This window comes from Geobacillus zalihae (assembly GCF_030414215.1).
GTDB classification, from domain to species: Bacteria; Bacillota; Bacilli; order Bacillales; family Anoxybacillaceae; genus Geobacillus; species Geobacillus zalihae.
Genome location: NZ_CP129217.1, coordinates 875,004 through 890,351 on the forward strand (window position 1 = coordinate 875,004; position 15,348 = coordinate 890,351).

Genomic DNA, 15,348 nt, shown 5'->3' on the forward strand with positions numbered 1-15,348 from the left:
CGTTCTTCGCGCCTCTTATCTTTCAGAAAGACATCGGTCTTTCTGTTGGACTTAGCACCGTGCCCTGCGGAAGCATGACGCTTCCGGCGCCGCCCTTGGCGTGCGCCCTATCTCACGATAGTATTACGGTCGGTTGCTGGGCTTCATTGGGCCAATTCCCTCAGCCAACTCTTGATAAGAGTACCGATTTCTTGTATTCAGTTTCGGGAATTTTCACGATGTTCTCAATTGTTTGGTTGCTTGATTCGAATGATACATGGTCGGCCAATCGATTGTCAATACGTTTTGAAAAAATTTTTTGCCGTTTCATAGTCGTGCGGCCGGCGGTCGGCAAACACCGGGATGCGCGCGCGGACGTCCGCAACGAGCGCGGGATCGATGTCGGCCGAGAGAATGCCCGGCTTCTCGTCCGCCTCGGCGATCACTTCGCCCCATGGGTCGATGACGAGCGAATGGCCGGCAAAGACGTTGTTCGGGTCGCGGCCAGCCCGGTTGCAGGCGACGACGTAGCATTGGTTTTCAATCGCCCGCGCCATCAAGAGCGTCCGCCAATGGTGCAGGCGGGGAAGCGGCCATTCGGCGACGACAAACAGCACTTCCGCCCCAGCCAAAGCATGGGCGCGAATCCACTCCGGAAAGCGGATGTCATAGCAAATGACCCCAGCGCACGGCAGCCCGTCAAGCGAGAACAAGCCTGGCTCGTTTCCCGGCTGCAAATACAAATGTTCATCCATCAATTGGAACAGGTGAAGCTTGCTGTATTCGCCGACGATTTGGCCATGACGGTCGGCCACGATCATCGTGTTTGTCACGCCGGCGGCTGTTTTTTTGGCGACCGAACCAGCGACGAAATGGACGCCGTACGTTTGCGCCAATCGGGAAGCGAGCGCCTTCGCCCGTTCGGCGCCTTCGTCGGCAATTTCATCCAGGCGCGTCAAATCGTAGCCGGTCGTCCATAACTCTGGCAGCACGATGATATTCGCGCCGTCCTTGACGGCCGATTCAATGGCGCTTTCCGCGCGCCGTTCGTTTTCGTTCGGGTCGCCAAACGCAATATCAAGCTGGAGGCAGGCGATGCGGATCGTCATGAGTTTTCACCTCGAAAAAATTTTGCTTTACATTTTGCTTTTTACGATATATGATGTTGCACTAGAATTTCAAGAATTTTTGAGAAGGTGTGGACGATGACGATCGAATTTCCCTTTTCCGAACTGCTTGAACAGCTGCCGAAGCAGTTTTTCGCCTCGCTCGTGGCGAAAGTCGGTGCGAAGATCAAGGCGGGTTATGATGTGATCAACTTAGGGCAGGGCAATCCGGATCAGCCGACGCCGGCGCACATTGTCGAAGCGATGCAGAAGGCAGCCGCGAACCCAAAATACCATAAATATTCGCCGTTTCAAGGCTACTCGTTTTTGAAAGAAGCCGTAGCGGCGTTTTACGCGCGCGAGTACGGGGTGACGATCGACCCGGCCCGCGAGGTCGCCATCTTGTTCGGCGGCAAAGCCGGGCTTGTCGAGCTGCCGCTTTGCCTCGTCAACCCGGGCGATGTGGTGCTTGTCCCGGACCCGGGCTATCCGGACTATTGGTCGGGGATCGCGCTTGCCCGCGCGCGGATGGAGATGATGCCGCTTTCTTCGGAAAACGGATTCTTACCGGATTACGAAGCCATTCCGGAGTCGGTCGCCGACCGAGCGAAGCTCATGTTTTTAAACTATCCGAACAATCCGACCGGTGCGACGGCGACAAAGGAATTTTTCGCGGAGACGGTGGCGTTTGCCGCCAAGCACGGCATTGCCGTCGTGCACGATTTCGCTTATGGGGCGATCGGCTTTGACGGCCGGAAACCGGTCAGCTTCCTGGAAGCCGATGGGGCGAAAGACGTCGGCGTCGAAATTTATACGTTTTCGAAAACATACAATATGGCCGGCTGGCGTGTGGCGTTTGCCGTCGGCAACGAGCGGATCATTCGGGCGCTTGAGCTTTTGCAGGATCATTTGTATGTCAGCTTGTTCGGCGCCATCCAAGAAGCGGCCGCCGCGGCGCTCCTTGGTCCGCAAGATTGTGTCACGGAGTTGGTCGCATTGTATGAGGCGCGCCGCAATGCGTTCATCGCTGCGCTCTGCGAGATCGGTTGGGAAGCGCCGGCGCCATATGGGTCGTTTTTCGCCTGGCTTCCGCTGCCAAAAGGCATATCATCCGCTGAGTTTGCCGACATGCTGCTTGAGCGGGCGCATGTCGCCGTCGCCCCAGGCATCGGGTTCGGCGAGCACGGCGAAGGGTATGTGCGCGTCGGCCTCTTGACCGATGAAGCGCGGCTTCGCGAAGCAGCGGAGCGGATCGGCCGCCTTGGATTGTTCGAAAAAAATTTTTGAAAAATGATTGACAACGCCAATCGGCGATGTCATAATTCAAAGTAAATTTGCCAATTGTTTGACAAGTGCATAAACGAGCAGGCTTTCTTATCAAGAGCAGGCGGAGGGACGAGCCCAATGAAGCCCGGCAACCGGCTTGGCGCGCGCCAAGCACGGTGCTAATTCTTGCAGCGGAAACGCTGAGAGATAAGAAGAGCGCCATGACTGAATGACGCCTCTTCTTAGGAAGGGGCTTTTTTATTTCGCCATATATTGAAAGAGGGATGGACGATGAGTGCAGTCATTGCGACGTATTTGCTTCATGACGAGAAAGACATTCGCAAAAAGGCCGAAGGGATCGCGCTCGGCTTGACGGTCGGCACATGGACCGACTTGCCGCAGCTGGAGCAAGACCAGCTCCGCAAGCATAAAGGGGAAGTCGTTGCGGTCGAGGAGCTTGAGGAAAGCGACCGGACGAATGCGTACTTCGGCAAGCGGCTGAAGCGGGCGATCGTCAAAATCGCCTATCCGACGGTGAACTTCAGCGCCGATTTGCCAGCATTGTTGGTGACGACGTTCGGCAAGCTGTCGCTGGACGGGGAAGTGCGGCTGCTTGATTTGGAACTTCCAGAGGAGTGGAAACGGAAGTTCCCGGGACCGCGCTTTGGCATCGCCGGCATTCGCGAAAAGGTCGGAGTGTACGACCGCCCGCTGTTGATGAGCATTTTCAAAGGCATCGTCGGCCGCGATTTGGCGTATTTGACATCAGAGTTGAAAAAGCAAGCGCTTGGCGGCGTTGACTTGGTCAAAGATGACGAAATTTTGTTTGACAGCGATCGTCTGCCATTTGCGAAGCGCATTACAGAAGGCAAAGCGGCGCTCGAAGAGGTGTACGAACAAACAGGCAAGCGGACGCTGTACGCCGTCAACTTGACCGGCAAAACGTTTGAGCTGAAAGAGAAGGCGAGACGAGCCGCCGAGCTTGGTGCTGATGTGCTGTTGTTCAACGTGTTCGCCTATGGATTGGACGTCCTGCAAGGGCTGCGGGAAGATGAAGAGATTTCCGTCCCGATTATGGCCCACCCGGCGTTCAGCGGCGCCATCACGCCGTCGGAGTTTTACGGCGTCGCCCCGTCGCTCTTGCTTGGAAAACTTTTGCGTCTTGCCGGCGCCGATTTTGTGTTGTTCCCGTCTCCGTATGGCAGCGTCGCTTTGGAGCGCGGGCAGGCGCTTGGCATCGCCCAAGCGCTGACCGATGAACAAGAGCCGTTTGCCCGAGCGTTTCCAGTGCCCTCGGCCGGCATCCATCCGGGCTTGGTGCCGCTTCTTGTCCGCGATTTCGGCCGTGACAGCATCGTCAACGCCGGCGGCGGCATTCACGGCCACCCGGACGGGGCGATCGGCGGCGGAAAGGCGTTTCGCGCTGCCATCGACGCGGCGCTGGCCGGCCGTCCGCTCCGTGAAGCGGCGAAAGACAACGAGGCGCTGCAAAAGGCGATCGACCGCTGGGGCGCCATTGAGGTGGAAGCATGACGAAACAGCTCGTTCTCTTTTGTGATTTTGACGGCACCATTACGGAAAACGACAACATTATCGCCATTATGAAACAGTTCGCCCCGCCGGAGTGGGAGGCGTTAAAGGACGACATTCTCGCCCAGCGCATCTCCGTTCAGGAAGGCGTCGGAAAAATGTTTTCACTTCTTCCGTCGGCGCTGAAAGAGGAGATTGTTGACTTTTTGCTTAGCACCGCCCGTTTGCGCGAAGGGTTCCGTGAGTTTGTCGCGTGGACGAAAGAGCAAAGCATCCCGCTCTATATCGTGAGCGGCGGCATCGACTTTTTCGTCTACCCACTGCTTGAAGGGCTGATTGAGCCGGAGCGCATTTTTTGCAACGGCTCTGACTTCAGCGGTGAGACGATCCGCATCACATGGCCGCATGCATGCGACAGCCAGTGCCAAAACGGCTGCGGCTGCTGCAAGCCGTCGCTATTGCGCAGGCTCGCCCGCCCCGACGGGTATCACGTCGTCATCGGCGATTCGATCACCGACTTGGCGGTGGCAAGACAAGCCGATTATGTGCTGGCGCGCGATTTTCTGCTTGAAAAATGTCAAGAGCTTGACCTGCCGCACGCGCCATTTGCGACGTTTTTTGACGTGATGGATGCGTTGCAGCGAATGGAGGTGATCGTATGAGCATCGTCGTGAAAAAGTGGAACGAGCTTGCGGAAGTGAAAGCCGAGCTCGCCGCCCGCGATTGGTTTTTCGCAACAAGCGGCAATTTGTCGATCAAAGTGACGGACGACCCGTTGACGTTTTTGGTGACAGCGAGCGGCAAGGATAAGCGGAAGCAAACGGATGAGGACTTCTTGCTCGTTGACGCCGCCGGCCGACCAGCGGAGAAAACACATTTAAAGCCATCAGCGGAGACGCTGCTGCATGTGGAAATTTACAATCGCACAAACGCCGGTTGCGTTTTGCATGTTCACACGGTCGACAATAATATCATTTCCGATGTGTACGCAGCCAACGGAGAGGCGGTCTTTTCCGGGCAAGAAATCATTAAGGCGTTCGGCATTTGGGAAGAAAATGCCGAAGTGCGCATTCCGATCATTGGCAATGACGCCGACATCCCGACGTTGGCTCAACAGTTTTCGTCATATATTCATGGCGATGCGGGCGCCGTGTTGATCCACAACCACGGCATTACCGTCTGGGGACGAACGGCGTTTGAAGCGAAAAAACATTTGGAAGCGTGGGAGTTTTTGTTCAGCTGGCAGGTGAAGCGGCTGCTTTTGCAACGGGCCGGCCTGCCGGTTGGTTAATATACATCTTTTAGAAGGGGGATTTTGACATGGCCGTCATCAAAGTGAGAAAAACGGGCCAAGTGATTGAAGGAGAAGACAATGTGCGCGCGTTTTTGAACAGTCAAGGGGTGTTGTATGAACATTGGGACATCACGAAACTGCCGGAGCATTTGCGTGACAAATACGTACTCACGGATGAAGAGAAAAATGAAATTTTGGCGACGTTCAAAGATGAAATTGAAGATTTGGCGGCGCGCCGCGGCTACAAAACATGGGATATCGTCGCTCTGTCCGATGCGACGCCGAACTTGGATGAACTGCTGAAAAAATTTGAACAAGTGCACATCCATACGGAAGACGAAGTGCGCGCCATTACAGCCGGCCATGGCATTTTCATCATCAAAGGCGACAAAGAAACCGGTTATTTTGACGTCGAGCTGGAAGCCGGCGATGTCATTTCTGTGCCGGAAGGGAATCCGCACTACTTTACGCTCATGGACGACCGCCAAGTCGTAGCCGTCCGTCTGTTCATCGACCCGTCCGGCTGGGTCGCCCATCCGTATGAAGAAAAAGAAGAGGCCGTCCAATAATGAGAACACCCCGCTGCCAGGCAAGGCAGCGGGGTGTTTCGTTCTGTATGGAGAGGAGCGCCTGTCTCGATGACGGAAGGGGGGATCGCTAAAACGATTCGGTTAACAAAATCATAAACAAAATGCCGATAATAAACGCGTACGTCGAGATCCGTTCGTTGCCGTCGCCATGACTTTCGGGAATGAGTTCTTTGTAAATGATAAACAGCATCGCCCCGGCGGCAAACGCCAACCCGTATGGAACGAGGCCGCGGAAGAGAGAGGTTAAATAAAAGCCGAGCAAAGACGTCACAATTTCGACCGCGCCGGTTAACGTGGCAATGACAAACGCTTTAAAGCGGCCAATCTGCTGATTGACTAAAAACAAGGCGACCAAAAATCCTTCCGGCGCGTTTTGCAAGCCGATGGCCAATGCGATCAAATTGCCGATTTGCGAAGCGCCGTCTGAGGCGTAGCTCACCCCGACTGACAGCCCTTCGGGGAGATTGTGCATCGCAATGGCGGCGATGATGAGCATCGCCTTTTCGTCGAATTGCAAGCCGCTTTTCGTATGCTCCAAGTCGATATGGGGGACGGTCATCTCAAGCAACGTTAACACGAGCACCCCCGCCGCCAATCCGATGGCGAGCGCCTCAAAACCGCCGGACCGCAGGGCCTCGGGAATAAGACTTGTCATCGAGGCCGCCATCATAATGCCGGCTGAAAACGCGAGGAGCACATCGCGCCAGCGGTGGGTGAGCGATTTGGCCATAAACAAAATCGGCACAGCGCCAAGTCCGGTCGATAAGGCGGACAGCACACTGCCGGTCAATACCCCGTTCATCCAATTCCCCCTTCATCAGCCTTTATTTTTTCATATGCGCCGTTTCCACAAATGTGACAATCGCCCAAGCGCTGCCCTATCACAAAATTATCATAGCGAAAGGAACGGCCGCTGGCGAGAAAAATGGACCAGCGCCTGGCAAAAACGGTTGCCTGCCTGTTTGCTGTTCAAGTATAATGCAAGTAAGAAATGGTTAAATGCAAAGGGTTGGATGGCATGGAACAAAAAGAGCAAGAACTCGAGCAATCGCTAAAGTTGTTTATCGTATTGTCGCGGGCTTACCGCGCCGTAAGCGACCAAGTGAACAAATCAATCCACTCATTCGGGGTCAATCCGACCGAATTTGCCGTGTTAGAATTGTTATACCATAAAGGGGATCAGCCGCTCCAGCAAATTGGCGAAAAAATTTTGCTGGCGAGCGGGAGCATCACCTACGTCATTGACAAACTGGAAAACAAAGGATTGATCGTCCGCCGCGCCTGCGAAAAGGACCGGCGCGTCACGTACGCGTCCATTACAGAAGAGGGGCGGCGGTTTATTGAACGCGTATTTCCCGAGCATGCGGAAAAAATTCACGAAACGGTTTCGGCGCTGACGGCGGCAGAAAAAGAGCAGGCGATTGCGCTGCTGAAAAAATTAGGATATGGGGCAAAAACAAGGGGCTGACGCGAGGTCGGCCTCTTTAATTTTGCCGGAAATGGATACGTTATATAAAGAACATACCATAGCCAGCAAAAAAGGAGAGATCACCATTGATGGTTCCAGTAGGGGTATCGAATCGCCACATTCATTTATCAAAAGAACACATGGCGGCGCTGTTTGGCGAAGGCGCCGAGCTGACGGTGCTCAAGCCGTTGTCGCAGCCTGGCCAGTTCGCCGCCAAGGAAACGGTGACGGTCGAAGGGCCGAAAGGGAAAATTGAAAACGTCCGCGTCCTCGGACCGGTCCGTTCGCTCACCCAGCTTGAAATTTCGAAAACCGACAGCTTCAAGCTCGGCGTCGCGCCCCCGGTCCGCTTATCCGGCGATATTGACGGAACGCCGGGCATTACGATTCACGGACCGAAGGGGACGGTGACCGTCGACAAAGGGGTGATCATTGCCAAGCGCCACATTCATATGACGCCGAAAGATGCCGAGACGTTTGGCGTCCGCGATAAACAAGTTGTGAAAGTGAAAACGCAAGGGGAGCGGGCGCTCATTTTTGACGAAGTGATCGTCCGCGTCAGCGAAGATTTTGCATTAGATATGCACATTGACACCGATGAAGCGAACGCGGCCGGCTTGAAAACGGGCGATTATGTCGAACTGCTTCCATCGTGAAACCATCCGCGCCAAAGGCGGACAAAGCGCCCTCTCGGTACAAACGAGAGGGCGCTTCCCATTAATGCGGCCGCTTCTTCTCTGATGCTAGTGTGCCGACAAGATGAAACGGCGCATCACGCCGAATGGCGTCAATGACGCCGCTGCTGATTTCTTGATGGGTGAGCCAACGCGTGCTATGCTCTTCGATCACGAAGCCAAGCTGAATTTGCCGGTACAGGCAAGCGGAAGACAAACGGAGTTCCCGCTTTGCCTCGGCCGGATGGGCCCGGCTGCCGAGCACGTGGAACAGACGCCAAGGACCGGGATGTCTGCTATTTTCCCGGATGATGGCCGGAAACGCCTGTTTCCCGTCGCTGTGCACCCATGCGACAACAAGGTCGAAGGCTCTGTTTTCATTGATTGTTTGGTGAATCAAGGAACATAGTACATCATGATCGCGATAATCGACCAAAAGCGGGGTAATGGCCTCCAGATGTGCGGCGCGGGCGATGAGCCGTTCCATCCGTTCCCTGTTCCGGGCGACGATGGATACATGGTACCCTTCTCGCACGAGCCAAAGCGACACGTCGGTTAACATGCCTGTCCCACCGATGACGAGTGCGTGCATGGTGGTTCTCCTTTCGGATTAATGCGATGCTCCTTTCAAATAGCGGTCAAACCAGTCGACGATATGGCGAAGACGCTCAAGCCGAAGAGCAGGGTTGCCGGTGCGCGACAAATCGTGGTTGGCGTCCGGAAAGCGGACGAGCTTTGTTTCCCGCCCGAGCTGCTTTAAGGCGACAAACAGCTGTTCGGCCTGCTCGATTGGGCAGCGGTAATCGCGTTCGCTATGCAAAATTAACAGCGGTGTGCGCATGTGTTTGACGTATTTGAGCGGCGAATGATGCCAAAGCCGCTCAGCGTCTTCCCAAACGTCGCAGCCGACTTCCCATTTCGTGAAAAAGTAGCCGATGTCGCTCACGCCGGAGAAGCTGAGCCAGTTGGAAATCGAACGTTGAGTGACAGCCGCTTTGAATCGGTCGGTATGCCCGACGATCCAGTTTGTCATAAACCCGCCGTAGCTGCCGCCGGTGACGCCAAGCCGTTGTTTGTCAATAAAGTCGAACTTGCTGATCGCGGCGTCGACGCCAGCCATAATGTCTTCATAATCCATGCCGCCATAGTCGCCGCGCACGGCATTGACAAACGATTGGCCGTATCCGTGGCTGCCGCGCGGGTTCGTAAACAGCACGGCATAACCGGATGAAGCGAGCAGCTGAAATTCATGGAAAAACGTAAATCCATACATCGCATGCGGTCCGCCGTGAATTTCGACGACAAGCGGCGCCTTTTCTCCTTCGTCAAGCTCAGGCGGTTTCATCCTATTTCGCGCAGGAGACTCCCACTTCAACGACCAAAGGGAGTAAGTGGGAGAGGAATGCGCGTTCCCCTTTTCTTTTGTGTATGATATAATAAAGGCGTGGAGAAAACCGTTTAATAAAGGCACTCCAATAACTGCTACTCGATGTATGGAGTTGGTTACAGGAAACGTTGTAACCGTAAAACATCGAGCGTAGATCCGTCTGTTGTGTGTGGAAGCCAAGTACTGCCAACAGACACACCGAGAGAATCGGTAACGATGCAGGCATGACCTGCGTCGTTGGGTAGTTGTCAACCTGCCCTGATGCAACCCCAAGTCAAGGAAGGAGGACGAAGTCCGCTTGTACTTCTGGGGAGTTGCAAGCCCCCACTTCAAGCGTTAGCTAAGTGGGGGTAGTTGACGATCCAGCCTTGAATCTCCAAACCGTCCGCCGATCGATACGTAAACGGTTCGGCAGCGGCGAAGGCCACTTCATGTTCAAGCGCTTCATTGGCACGCGTAAGCCGTGTTTTCGTTCCATCGGCAAGCGAGACCGCATATAAATCGCCAACGGACGTAGGCGAGCTGATGGCGGCGACGGCTTGCCGTCCATTCGGATGGACGGTGAATCCGTATAGATGAAAATCTCCTTCGACCACTGGAACGATCGGGCCGGCGAGCGAGACGAAATATGCGTTGACGCGTCCGCGCTCTGAGGCGGTGACATACAGGCCGCTTCCGTCGCTCGCCCAAATCGGGCCCGGGCCTTTCGCATCAGCGTGCATGTCGCCGACCATGGCGTCACCGAGATGGACGTCCCAGTCGGCGGTCAACACCCGCTTCGTTCCACGTTCCGGCTCAAAGACGTAAAGCCGGTGAAGCGTCGCCCCAAGATAAGCCAAATCATGGCCGATGGCCGCGAGCTTCATTCCGTCCGGCGACCAGGCGAGTGAAGCGAACGCGCCGCAGCCGTTCGTCAAGTTCGTTTCTGTTTTTTTCTCGAGATCGAGCAAAATGATGTCGCGGGTAAAGGCGGTGTCCGGATCCTCGTTTCGGTTGGCGACAAAGGCAAGCGTCCGTCCGTTTGGCGAAATCGCAAACGAACCGATTTCCTCCTCGCGGCCCGTCAACGCTTCGATTTTTCCTGACAGCACATCGATGCGCGTGAGCACCGCCCGTTTGCCGTCAAGAAAACCAGCCGCGTCCGATTTGTAATACAGCCGCTCGATCACGCGCGGTTTCAGGTCGGCTCGCTTCACTTCTGCCTTTTCCGGTTCTTCGCGGTCTTCAATCGTTTCATCATCGCCAAGCGTCGTTAGGGCGATGAGAAACGTTCCATCCGGCGACCAGACGTAATCGCGCACGCCGTTTTTGAAAAACGTCAGCTGGCGCGCTTCGCCGCCATTGGCAGGCAGCAGCCAAAGCTGCACACGCCCCGAGCGGTCAGACAAAAAGGCGATCGTTTCGCCGTCCGGGGAAAAGCGCGGCTTCGTGTCGCGACAGCGCCCGAACGTCCATGGACGGACGGCGCCGTCTTCCGTCCACATAGATAGATGGGAGCGGTATTGGTTTTCTTCGTCGATCGATTTTTCCACAAACACGACGCGCGTTCCGTCCGGCGCGTAGTGCGGGTCGCGCACCGAGCGGAGGCGAAGCAAATCTTCCGCCGTCATGCCGCGGCGTTTCGTCAGGTGCTCGTTGTTGTTCATCAGCAAGACCTCTCTTTCCTTCAAAAATGGAACCATCTTGTATATTTCGTCTTACGAAAGAAAAGATCCTGCCCCAAAACAGAAAAAAACGAACGCCCAAACGATAGGCGTCCGTTTTTTAGCTATGCCGACAGTTTTTGTTTTTCATTTGCCTGCTGCGCTGCCTTTTTCACCTGCGGGTAGAAGATCACGCCGCTTGCCAGCAAGGCAACGCCCAGCAGGAACGTTTTCATATCCGCCGTCCCGGCGATGACGACCCAGACGGAATACAATGTTGCCAGCGCCGCAACGATGCCGTCAGCGAGCCGCTCCCGTCCTGCCGCATATGTTTCCCCCGTGAGCGTGAGCTTCAGCTGGAAGACGGAAGCAATCAAATATGGAACGAGATAAGCGAGCGTGGCGATGTAAATGACGAAGTCAAACGCTGTTGCCATCGAGTTGGAAATGGTCGAGAAAATGAACAATTGCGCCAGCGCGTTTGACAATGTGAGCGAGAAGCTCGGTGCCCCTTTTCTGTTTTCCTTCAAAAAAACCGGCAAAAACATCCCTTGTTTCGCCGCCTGGTACGGCACTTCGGCGCTCAACAAGATCCAGCCGAGCGTCGAGCCAAGCAAGCTGATCAGCCCAAGGCCAGCCAACACGTAGCCGCCCGCCGGTCCGACGATGGCATTGATGGCGTCCACGAGCGGTTTTTCCGATTGAATCAGTTCGCGTTGCGGCAAGACGCCCATCACCAAAAAGCTGATGCCGATGTAAATGGCTAAGGCGATGAGCAGGCCGGCGATCGTCGCCCGTTTTACGTCCGCTTGTTTGCGCGCGCGGGAAGCGAACACCATCGCCGATTCAACGCCGACAAACGCCCAGAGTGTCGATAACGCGGCGTTGTTGATTTGTCCAAGCAAACCGATCGGCTGTCCGTTCCCGTCATAGCGAGGGGCATCAAGCGGGCCGATGACCGCTTTGTCAAAGGCAAACAAGGCGATGACGATAAATAGGAAAAAGCCAAGCACTTTGGCCGCGGTGGCGACAAAATTCAGCTTGCCAGCGCCTTCTACACCGCGCAAAATGATGATATGCATCCCCCAAAGGAGCGCCGTGCAGACGAGAAACGTCAACAAGTTCCCAAGCTTCAAGGTGGAACGCCCCGGCGGTGAACACCGTTTGGCCGCTCGTCAGAACCGGGAAAAACGTCGACAAGTAGCTTGCAAATGTTGTAATGATCGCCACGTTGCCGGCAAAGTTGCCGACCCAGTAGCCCCATGATGACATAAATCCCGATAAAATCGAGAGATTGGAGCCTTTCGGAAACAGCTCCTTCGCGTAAATTTGCGGTCCGCCGCCTAACTCGGGCTTGCGGATTGCCAAGTTGCCAAACACAACCGCCGTCATGAGGACGCCGGCTCCGGTCAACAGCCAGGCGAGCATCACGCCGATGGGGCTCGCCGCTTCCGCCAACGAGCGCGGCAGCATGAAAATGCCGGATCCGACCATATTGCCCACGACAAGCGCGGTTAACACCCAAATGCCAAGTTTTCGTTGCTGATCCAAGGTCAAAACGCTCCTTTCGAAAAAAGAAAGCACCCGCGCCTTTTCAGCGGGTGCATGATCGATTCGCATCCAACTGAATGGCGATAGCGCTCCATCGCCCAAGGGCGATGGCAGTCCTGCGCCTGTTCGGCCGCAGGCCCAGCTTGCGCCGCCGGAGCGCGCCGCAAACTTCGGCGGTGAACCCTTTCCCGCTGCGTCATGGACCGCTCCGAGCCTCGGCAGCGCTACTTTTGTTCACCGCAACCTCTATCCCATTGAAGTGGAGAGGGGGTATATGGTTGCCGACACTATCTTACCTGATTCGACAAAAATCGTCAATATGTTTTTGGGAAATACAGAAGATGGGACGAGATTCCCAATCCATGGCCGCTATTTCTAGGGGGAAGAGGGCGCGAATGGGAATATGATTTGTTTTTGAAAAATAGAAATGGTTGCGAAGATCAAGATCATGATAGTTGCCTTCTTTTTCTATGAGGAAATAAAATGGAAATTTGTTCAGAGAATGGTTCATCACTAAAAACTAAAAGATGTACTTGCACTAGCCATTAAAGTATGTTAGCTGTTTCTAACCGAACCCGAAATGCAAAACGTTGGATATTTCTGTATCCGTATCCCCGACGTTTGATCCGCTTAATCTTGTTATTCGTTTCCTCCATTTTCCCATTCGAATAAGACGATAAAATGCATGATATGATTTCGTCTGTTCGTTTGACGAGTGATTTTGCGATGGCTCGCACAACTGAACAAGGACAAAACGAATAACGATGAATCCAAGCCTCCAATTGTTCCAGATTTTGCACATTCTTTCGGAACGTTTGCACGCTCTCTCAGATAAAGATTTCCAACGCGCCTAATGGACCGATGGAAAAGAGAAAGCGCAAAATTTTGGTGAAGAGCCTTTTTATGCGCATATATGGGTGGTTTTTTATATATTATGCAAAGGTTGCGAAATATGAGTGAAATGATTAGTATAATTTGTGGTGATGAACCCAGAGAATGGGAAATCGAGAAGGATTTTGAGGATTCATGGCGAATAAACAGTAGGTCGGCTGAGTGATGAAAAAATGTAAAAATGAAAGGAAAGAAGGGACAGAGCATGAAGTTTTCCGAATTTCGTTACGAGCGGCCGGACATCGCTCAATTGCAAGCATCGTTTCAAGAAGCGCTTGATTCGTTCCGCCGTGCCGGGAGCGCCGCCTTGCAGCACGAGGCGATGAAGCGGATCAATGCACTGCGCCGCCGCTACAGCACGATGGCGAACCTTTGCCACATCCGCCATACGATTGATACAAACGATGAATTTTATAAACAAGAACAGGACTTTTTCGACGAAACCGAGCCGGTCGTCAAGGGGCTCGTCAACGATTATTACCGCGCGCTTGTTTCCTCGCCGTTCCGCGCTGAATTGGAACAAGTGTGGGGAAAACAGCTGTTTGCGTTGGCGGAAACGCAACTGAAAACATACGCGCCGGCGGTTGTCGAAGACTTGCAAAAAGAAAACAAGCTGGCCAGCGAATATACGAAGCTCATTGCATCGGCGAAAATCATGTTTGAAGGAGAGGAGCGGACGCTCGCCCAGCTGCAGCCGTTTGTCGAGTCGCCGGACCGCACGATGCGCCAACGGGCGAGCGAAGCGCGGTTTTCGTTTTTCACGGACCACGAAAAAGAGCTCGATGAGCTGTATGATGAGCTCGTCCACGTCCGCACAGCGATCGCCCGGAAGCTTGGGTTCAAAAACTTTGTTGAGCTCGGCTATGCCCGTTTAGGACGGACCGATTACAATGCCGACATGGTTGCCAATTTCCGCCGGCAAGTGAAAACACACATCGTTCCGCTCGCGTCCAGGCTGCGCGAGCGCCAGCGGCAGCGCATCAAGGTCGAGAAGCTCTACTATTACGATGAGCCGTTTATGTTTTCAACCGGCAACCCGGCGCCAAAAGGCGATGCCAGCTGGATCGTCGAAAACGGCCGGCGCATGTATGAAGAGCTGTCGCCGGAAACAGGCGAGTTTTTCCGCTATATGGTCGAACATGAATTGATGGACCTCGTCGCCAAAAAAGGAAAGGCGGGCGGCGGCTATTGCACGTATATCGATGATTACAAGGCGCCGTTTATTTTCTCGAACTTTACCGGGACGTCCGGCGACATTGATGTGCTCACCCATGAAGCCGGACATGCGTTCCAAGTGTATGAAAGCCGCCATTACGACATTCCGGAATACAACTGGCCGACGCTTGAGGCGTGTGAAATCCATTCGATGAGCATGGAGTTTTTCACCTGGCCGTGGATGGAGCTCTTTTTCGCCGACGACGCCGACAAATACCGATTCGCCCATTTGAGCGACGCGCTTTTGTTTTTGCCGTACGGCGTGGCGGTCGATGAATTCCAGCACGCGGTCTATGAGAACCCGGATATGACGCCAGCTGAGCGGAAGAAAACATGGCGTGACATCGAGAACGTGTATTTGCCGACAAGAGACTACGCCGGCCATGACTACCTTGAGCGCGGCGGGTTTTGGCAGCGGCAAGGGCACATTTACACCGACCCGTTTTATTACATTGATTACACCCTTGCGCAAGTGTGCGCGTTCCAATTTTGGAAGCGGGCGCAAGACGACCGGGCTGCGGCGTGGCGCGACTATGTGGCGCTTTGTCGATTGGGCGGCAGCCGGCCGTTCACCGAGCTCGTCCAAAGCGCCAACCTACAGTCGCCGTTTGCTGACGGGGCGGTCGCTTCGGTCGTCGGCCATATTGAACGATGGCTCGACAGCGTCGATGACAAAGCCTTGTAAAAAGAAGCAAAAAAGGCGGGCGGGAACGGCACCGCCCTGCTTTTCTTTATCATCTCGCGCCGAGAAGAC

General features: G+C 54.5%; 11 protein-coding genes, 4 pseudogenes and 3 riboswitches. Of the genes and pseudogenes, 8 read left to right on the forward strand and 7 right to left on the reverse strand.

The annotated features are described in order from the left end of the window. Positions 1–12: 12 nt before the first annotated feature. Positions 13–181, reverse strand: a riboswitch (SAM riboswitch). Between the two features lie 94 nt (positions 182–275). Next, positions 276–1,088, reverse strand: coding sequence for a carbon-nitrogen family hydrolase (locus QWV57_RS04545; RefSeq protein ID WP_081133130.1), 813 nt, complete (start codon positions 1,086–1,088; stop codon positions 276–278). A 96-nt stretch (positions 1,089–1,184) separates the two neighbouring features. Between QWV57_RS04545 and QWV57_RS04550 the strand changes: the two genes are divergently transcribed. From QWV57_RS04550 to QWV57_RS04570, 5 genes are all read left to right on the forward strand, one after another. After that, positions 1,185–2,372: a pyridoxal phosphate-dependent aminotransferase gene (locus tag QWV57_RS04550; RefSeq protein WP_021321409.1), complete on the forward strand. Its 1,188-nt coding sequence runs from the start codon at positions 1,185–1,187 to the stop codon at positions 2,370–2,372. 84 nt (positions 2,373–2,456) lie between these two features. Continuing rightward, a riboswitch (SAM riboswitch) is annotated at positions 2,457–2,565 on the forward strand. A gap of 77 nt (positions 2,566–2,642) precedes the next feature. Further along, positions 2,643–3,884, forward strand: coding sequence for a 2,3-diketo-5-methylthiopentyl-1-phosphate enolase (gene mtnW / locus QWV57_RS04555; protein ID WP_033006186.1), 1,242 nt, complete (start codon positions 2,643–2,645; stop codon positions 3,882–3,884). Next, positions 3,881–4,543: a 2-hydroxy-3-keto-5-methylthiopentenyl-1-phosphate phosphatase gene (gene mtnX, locus QWV57_RS04560; protein WP_020755950.1), complete on the forward strand. Its 663-nt coding sequence runs from the start codon at positions 3,881–3,883 to the stop codon at positions 4,541–4,543. The genes mtnW and mtnX overlap by 4 nt, the downstream gene beginning before the upstream one ends. Then, a complete protein-coding gene (locus tag QWV57_RS04565) occupies positions 4,540–5,172 on the forward strand; it encodes a methylthioribulose 1-phosphate dehydratase (RefSeq protein WP_129446837.1) in 633 nt (210 codons plus the stop codon). The genes mtnX and QWV57_RS04565 overlap by 4 nt, the downstream gene beginning before the upstream one ends. 29 nt (positions 5,173–5,201) lie before the next feature. Beyond that, positions 5,202–5,744 carry a 1,2-dihydroxy-3-keto-5-methylthiopentene dioxygenase gene (locus QWV57_RS04570; RefSeq protein ID WP_015374253.1) on the forward strand — a complete coding sequence of 181 codons (543 nt, stop codon included), beginning with the start codon at positions 5,202–5,204 and terminating at the stop codon, positions 5,742–5,744. A gap of 88 nt (positions 5,745–5,832) precedes the next feature. Here the strand turns inward: QWV57_RS04570 and QWV57_RS04575 are convergent, their stop codons facing one another. Then, positions 5,833–6,567, reverse strand: a complete 735-nt coding sequence (locus QWV57_RS04575; protein ID WP_015374254.1) for a ZIP family metal transporter — start codon at positions 6,565–6,567, stop codon at positions 5,833–5,835. Between the two features lie 216 nt (positions 6,568–6,783). On the opposite strand from QWV57_RS04575, the gene QWV57_RS04580 reads away from it, so the two are divergent. After that, complete coding sequence (locus QWV57_RS04580; protein WP_014195273.1) at positions 6,784–7,233, forward strand: MarR family winged helix-turn-helix transcriptional regulator; 450 nt, start codon at positions 6,784–6,786, stop codon at positions 7,231–7,233. 89 nt (positions 7,234–7,322) lie between these two features. After that, on the forward strand, positions 7,323–7,889 hold the full coding sequence (locus QWV57_RS04585; protein WP_033006192.1) for a phosphate propanoyltransferase: 567 nt from the start codon (positions 7,323–7,325) through the stop codon (positions 7,887–7,889). Positions 7,890–7,950: 61 nt separating this feature from the next. On the opposite strand, the gene QWV57_RS04590 is transcribed toward QWV57_RS04585, so the two are convergent. From QWV57_RS04590 to QWV57_RS04610, 5 genes and pseudogenes are all read right to left on the reverse strand, one after another. After that, positions 7,951–8,499 carry a short-chain dehydrogenase gene (locus QWV57_RS04590; protein WP_014195275.1) on the reverse strand — a complete coding sequence of 183 codons (549 nt, stop codon included), beginning with the start codon at positions 8,497–8,499 and terminating at the stop codon, positions 7,951–7,953. 18 nt (positions 8,500–8,517) lie between these two features. Continuing rightward, positions 8,518–9,252 (reverse strand): annotated as a pseudogene (locus tag QWV57_RS04595) (alpha/beta hydrolase family protein); the annotation flags it as partial. 401 nt (positions 9,253–9,653) lie between these two features. Next, positions 9,654–10,940: pseudogene (locus tag QWV57_RS04600) on the reverse strand (TolB family protein); the annotation flags it as partial. Positions 10,941–11,062: 122 nt separating this feature from the next. Next, positions 11,063–12,431: pseudogene (locus tag QWV57_RS04605) on the reverse strand (amino acid permease). 133 nt (positions 12,432–12,564) lie between these two features. Beyond that, positions 12,565–12,745, reverse strand: a riboswitch (Lysine riboswitch). 288 nt (positions 12,746–13,033) lie between these two features. Further along, positions 13,034–13,285 (reverse strand): annotated as a pseudogene (locus QWV57_RS04610) (transposase); the annotation flags it as partial. A gap of 299 nt (positions 13,286–13,584) precedes the next feature. On the opposite strand from QWV57_RS04610, the gene QWV57_RS04615 reads away from it, so the two are divergent. Beyond that, on the forward strand, positions 13,585–15,279 hold the full coding sequence (locus QWV57_RS04615) for a M3 family oligoendopeptidase (RefSeq protein ID WP_301100842.1): 1,695 nt from the start codon (positions 13,585–13,587) through the stop codon (positions 15,277–15,279). Positions 15,280–15,348 lie beyond the last annotated feature (69 nt).

Coding starts and splice junctions, on each gene's coding strand:
- QWV57_RS04545 (WP_081133130.1), bottom strand. CDS start 1,088: ATGACGATCCGCATCGCCTGCCTCCAGCTTGATATTGCGTTTGGCGAC.
- QWV57_RS04550 (WP_021321409.1), top strand. CDS start 1,185: ATGACGATCGAATTTCCCTTTTCCGAACTGCTTGAACAGCTGCCGAAG.
- mtnW (WP_033006186.1), top strand. CDS start 2,643: ATGAGTGCAGTCATTGCGACGTATTTGCTTCATGACGAGAAAGACATT.
- mtnX (WP_020755950.1), top strand. CDS start 3,881: ATGACGAAACAGCTCGTTCTCTTTTGTGATTTTGACGGCACCATTACG.
- QWV57_RS04565 (WP_129446837.1), top strand. CDS start 4,540: ATGAGCATCGTCGTGAAAAAGTGGAACGAGCTTGCGGAAGTGAAAGCC.
- QWV57_RS04570 (WP_015374253.1), top strand. CDS start 5,202: ATGGCCGTCATCAAAGTGAGAAAAACGGGCCAAGTGATTGAAGGAGAA.
- QWV57_RS04575 (WP_015374254.1), bottom strand. CDS start 6,567: ATGAACGGGGTATTGACCGGCAGTGTGCTGTCCGCCTTATCGACCGGA.
- QWV57_RS04580 (WP_014195273.1), top strand. CDS start 6,784: ATGGAACAAAAAGAGCAAGAACTCGAGCAATCGCTAAAGTTGTTTATC.
- QWV57_RS04585 (WP_033006192.1), top strand. CDS start 7,323: ATGGTTCCAGTAGGGGTATCGAATCGCCACATTCATTTATCAAAAGAA.
- QWV57_RS04590 (WP_014195275.1), bottom strand. CDS start 8,499: ATGCACGCACTCGTCATCGGTGGGACAGGCATGTTAACCGACGTGTCG.
- QWV57_RS04615 (WP_301100842.1), top strand. CDS start 13,585: ATGAAGTTTTCCGAATTTCGTTACGAGCGGCCGGACATCGCTCAATTG.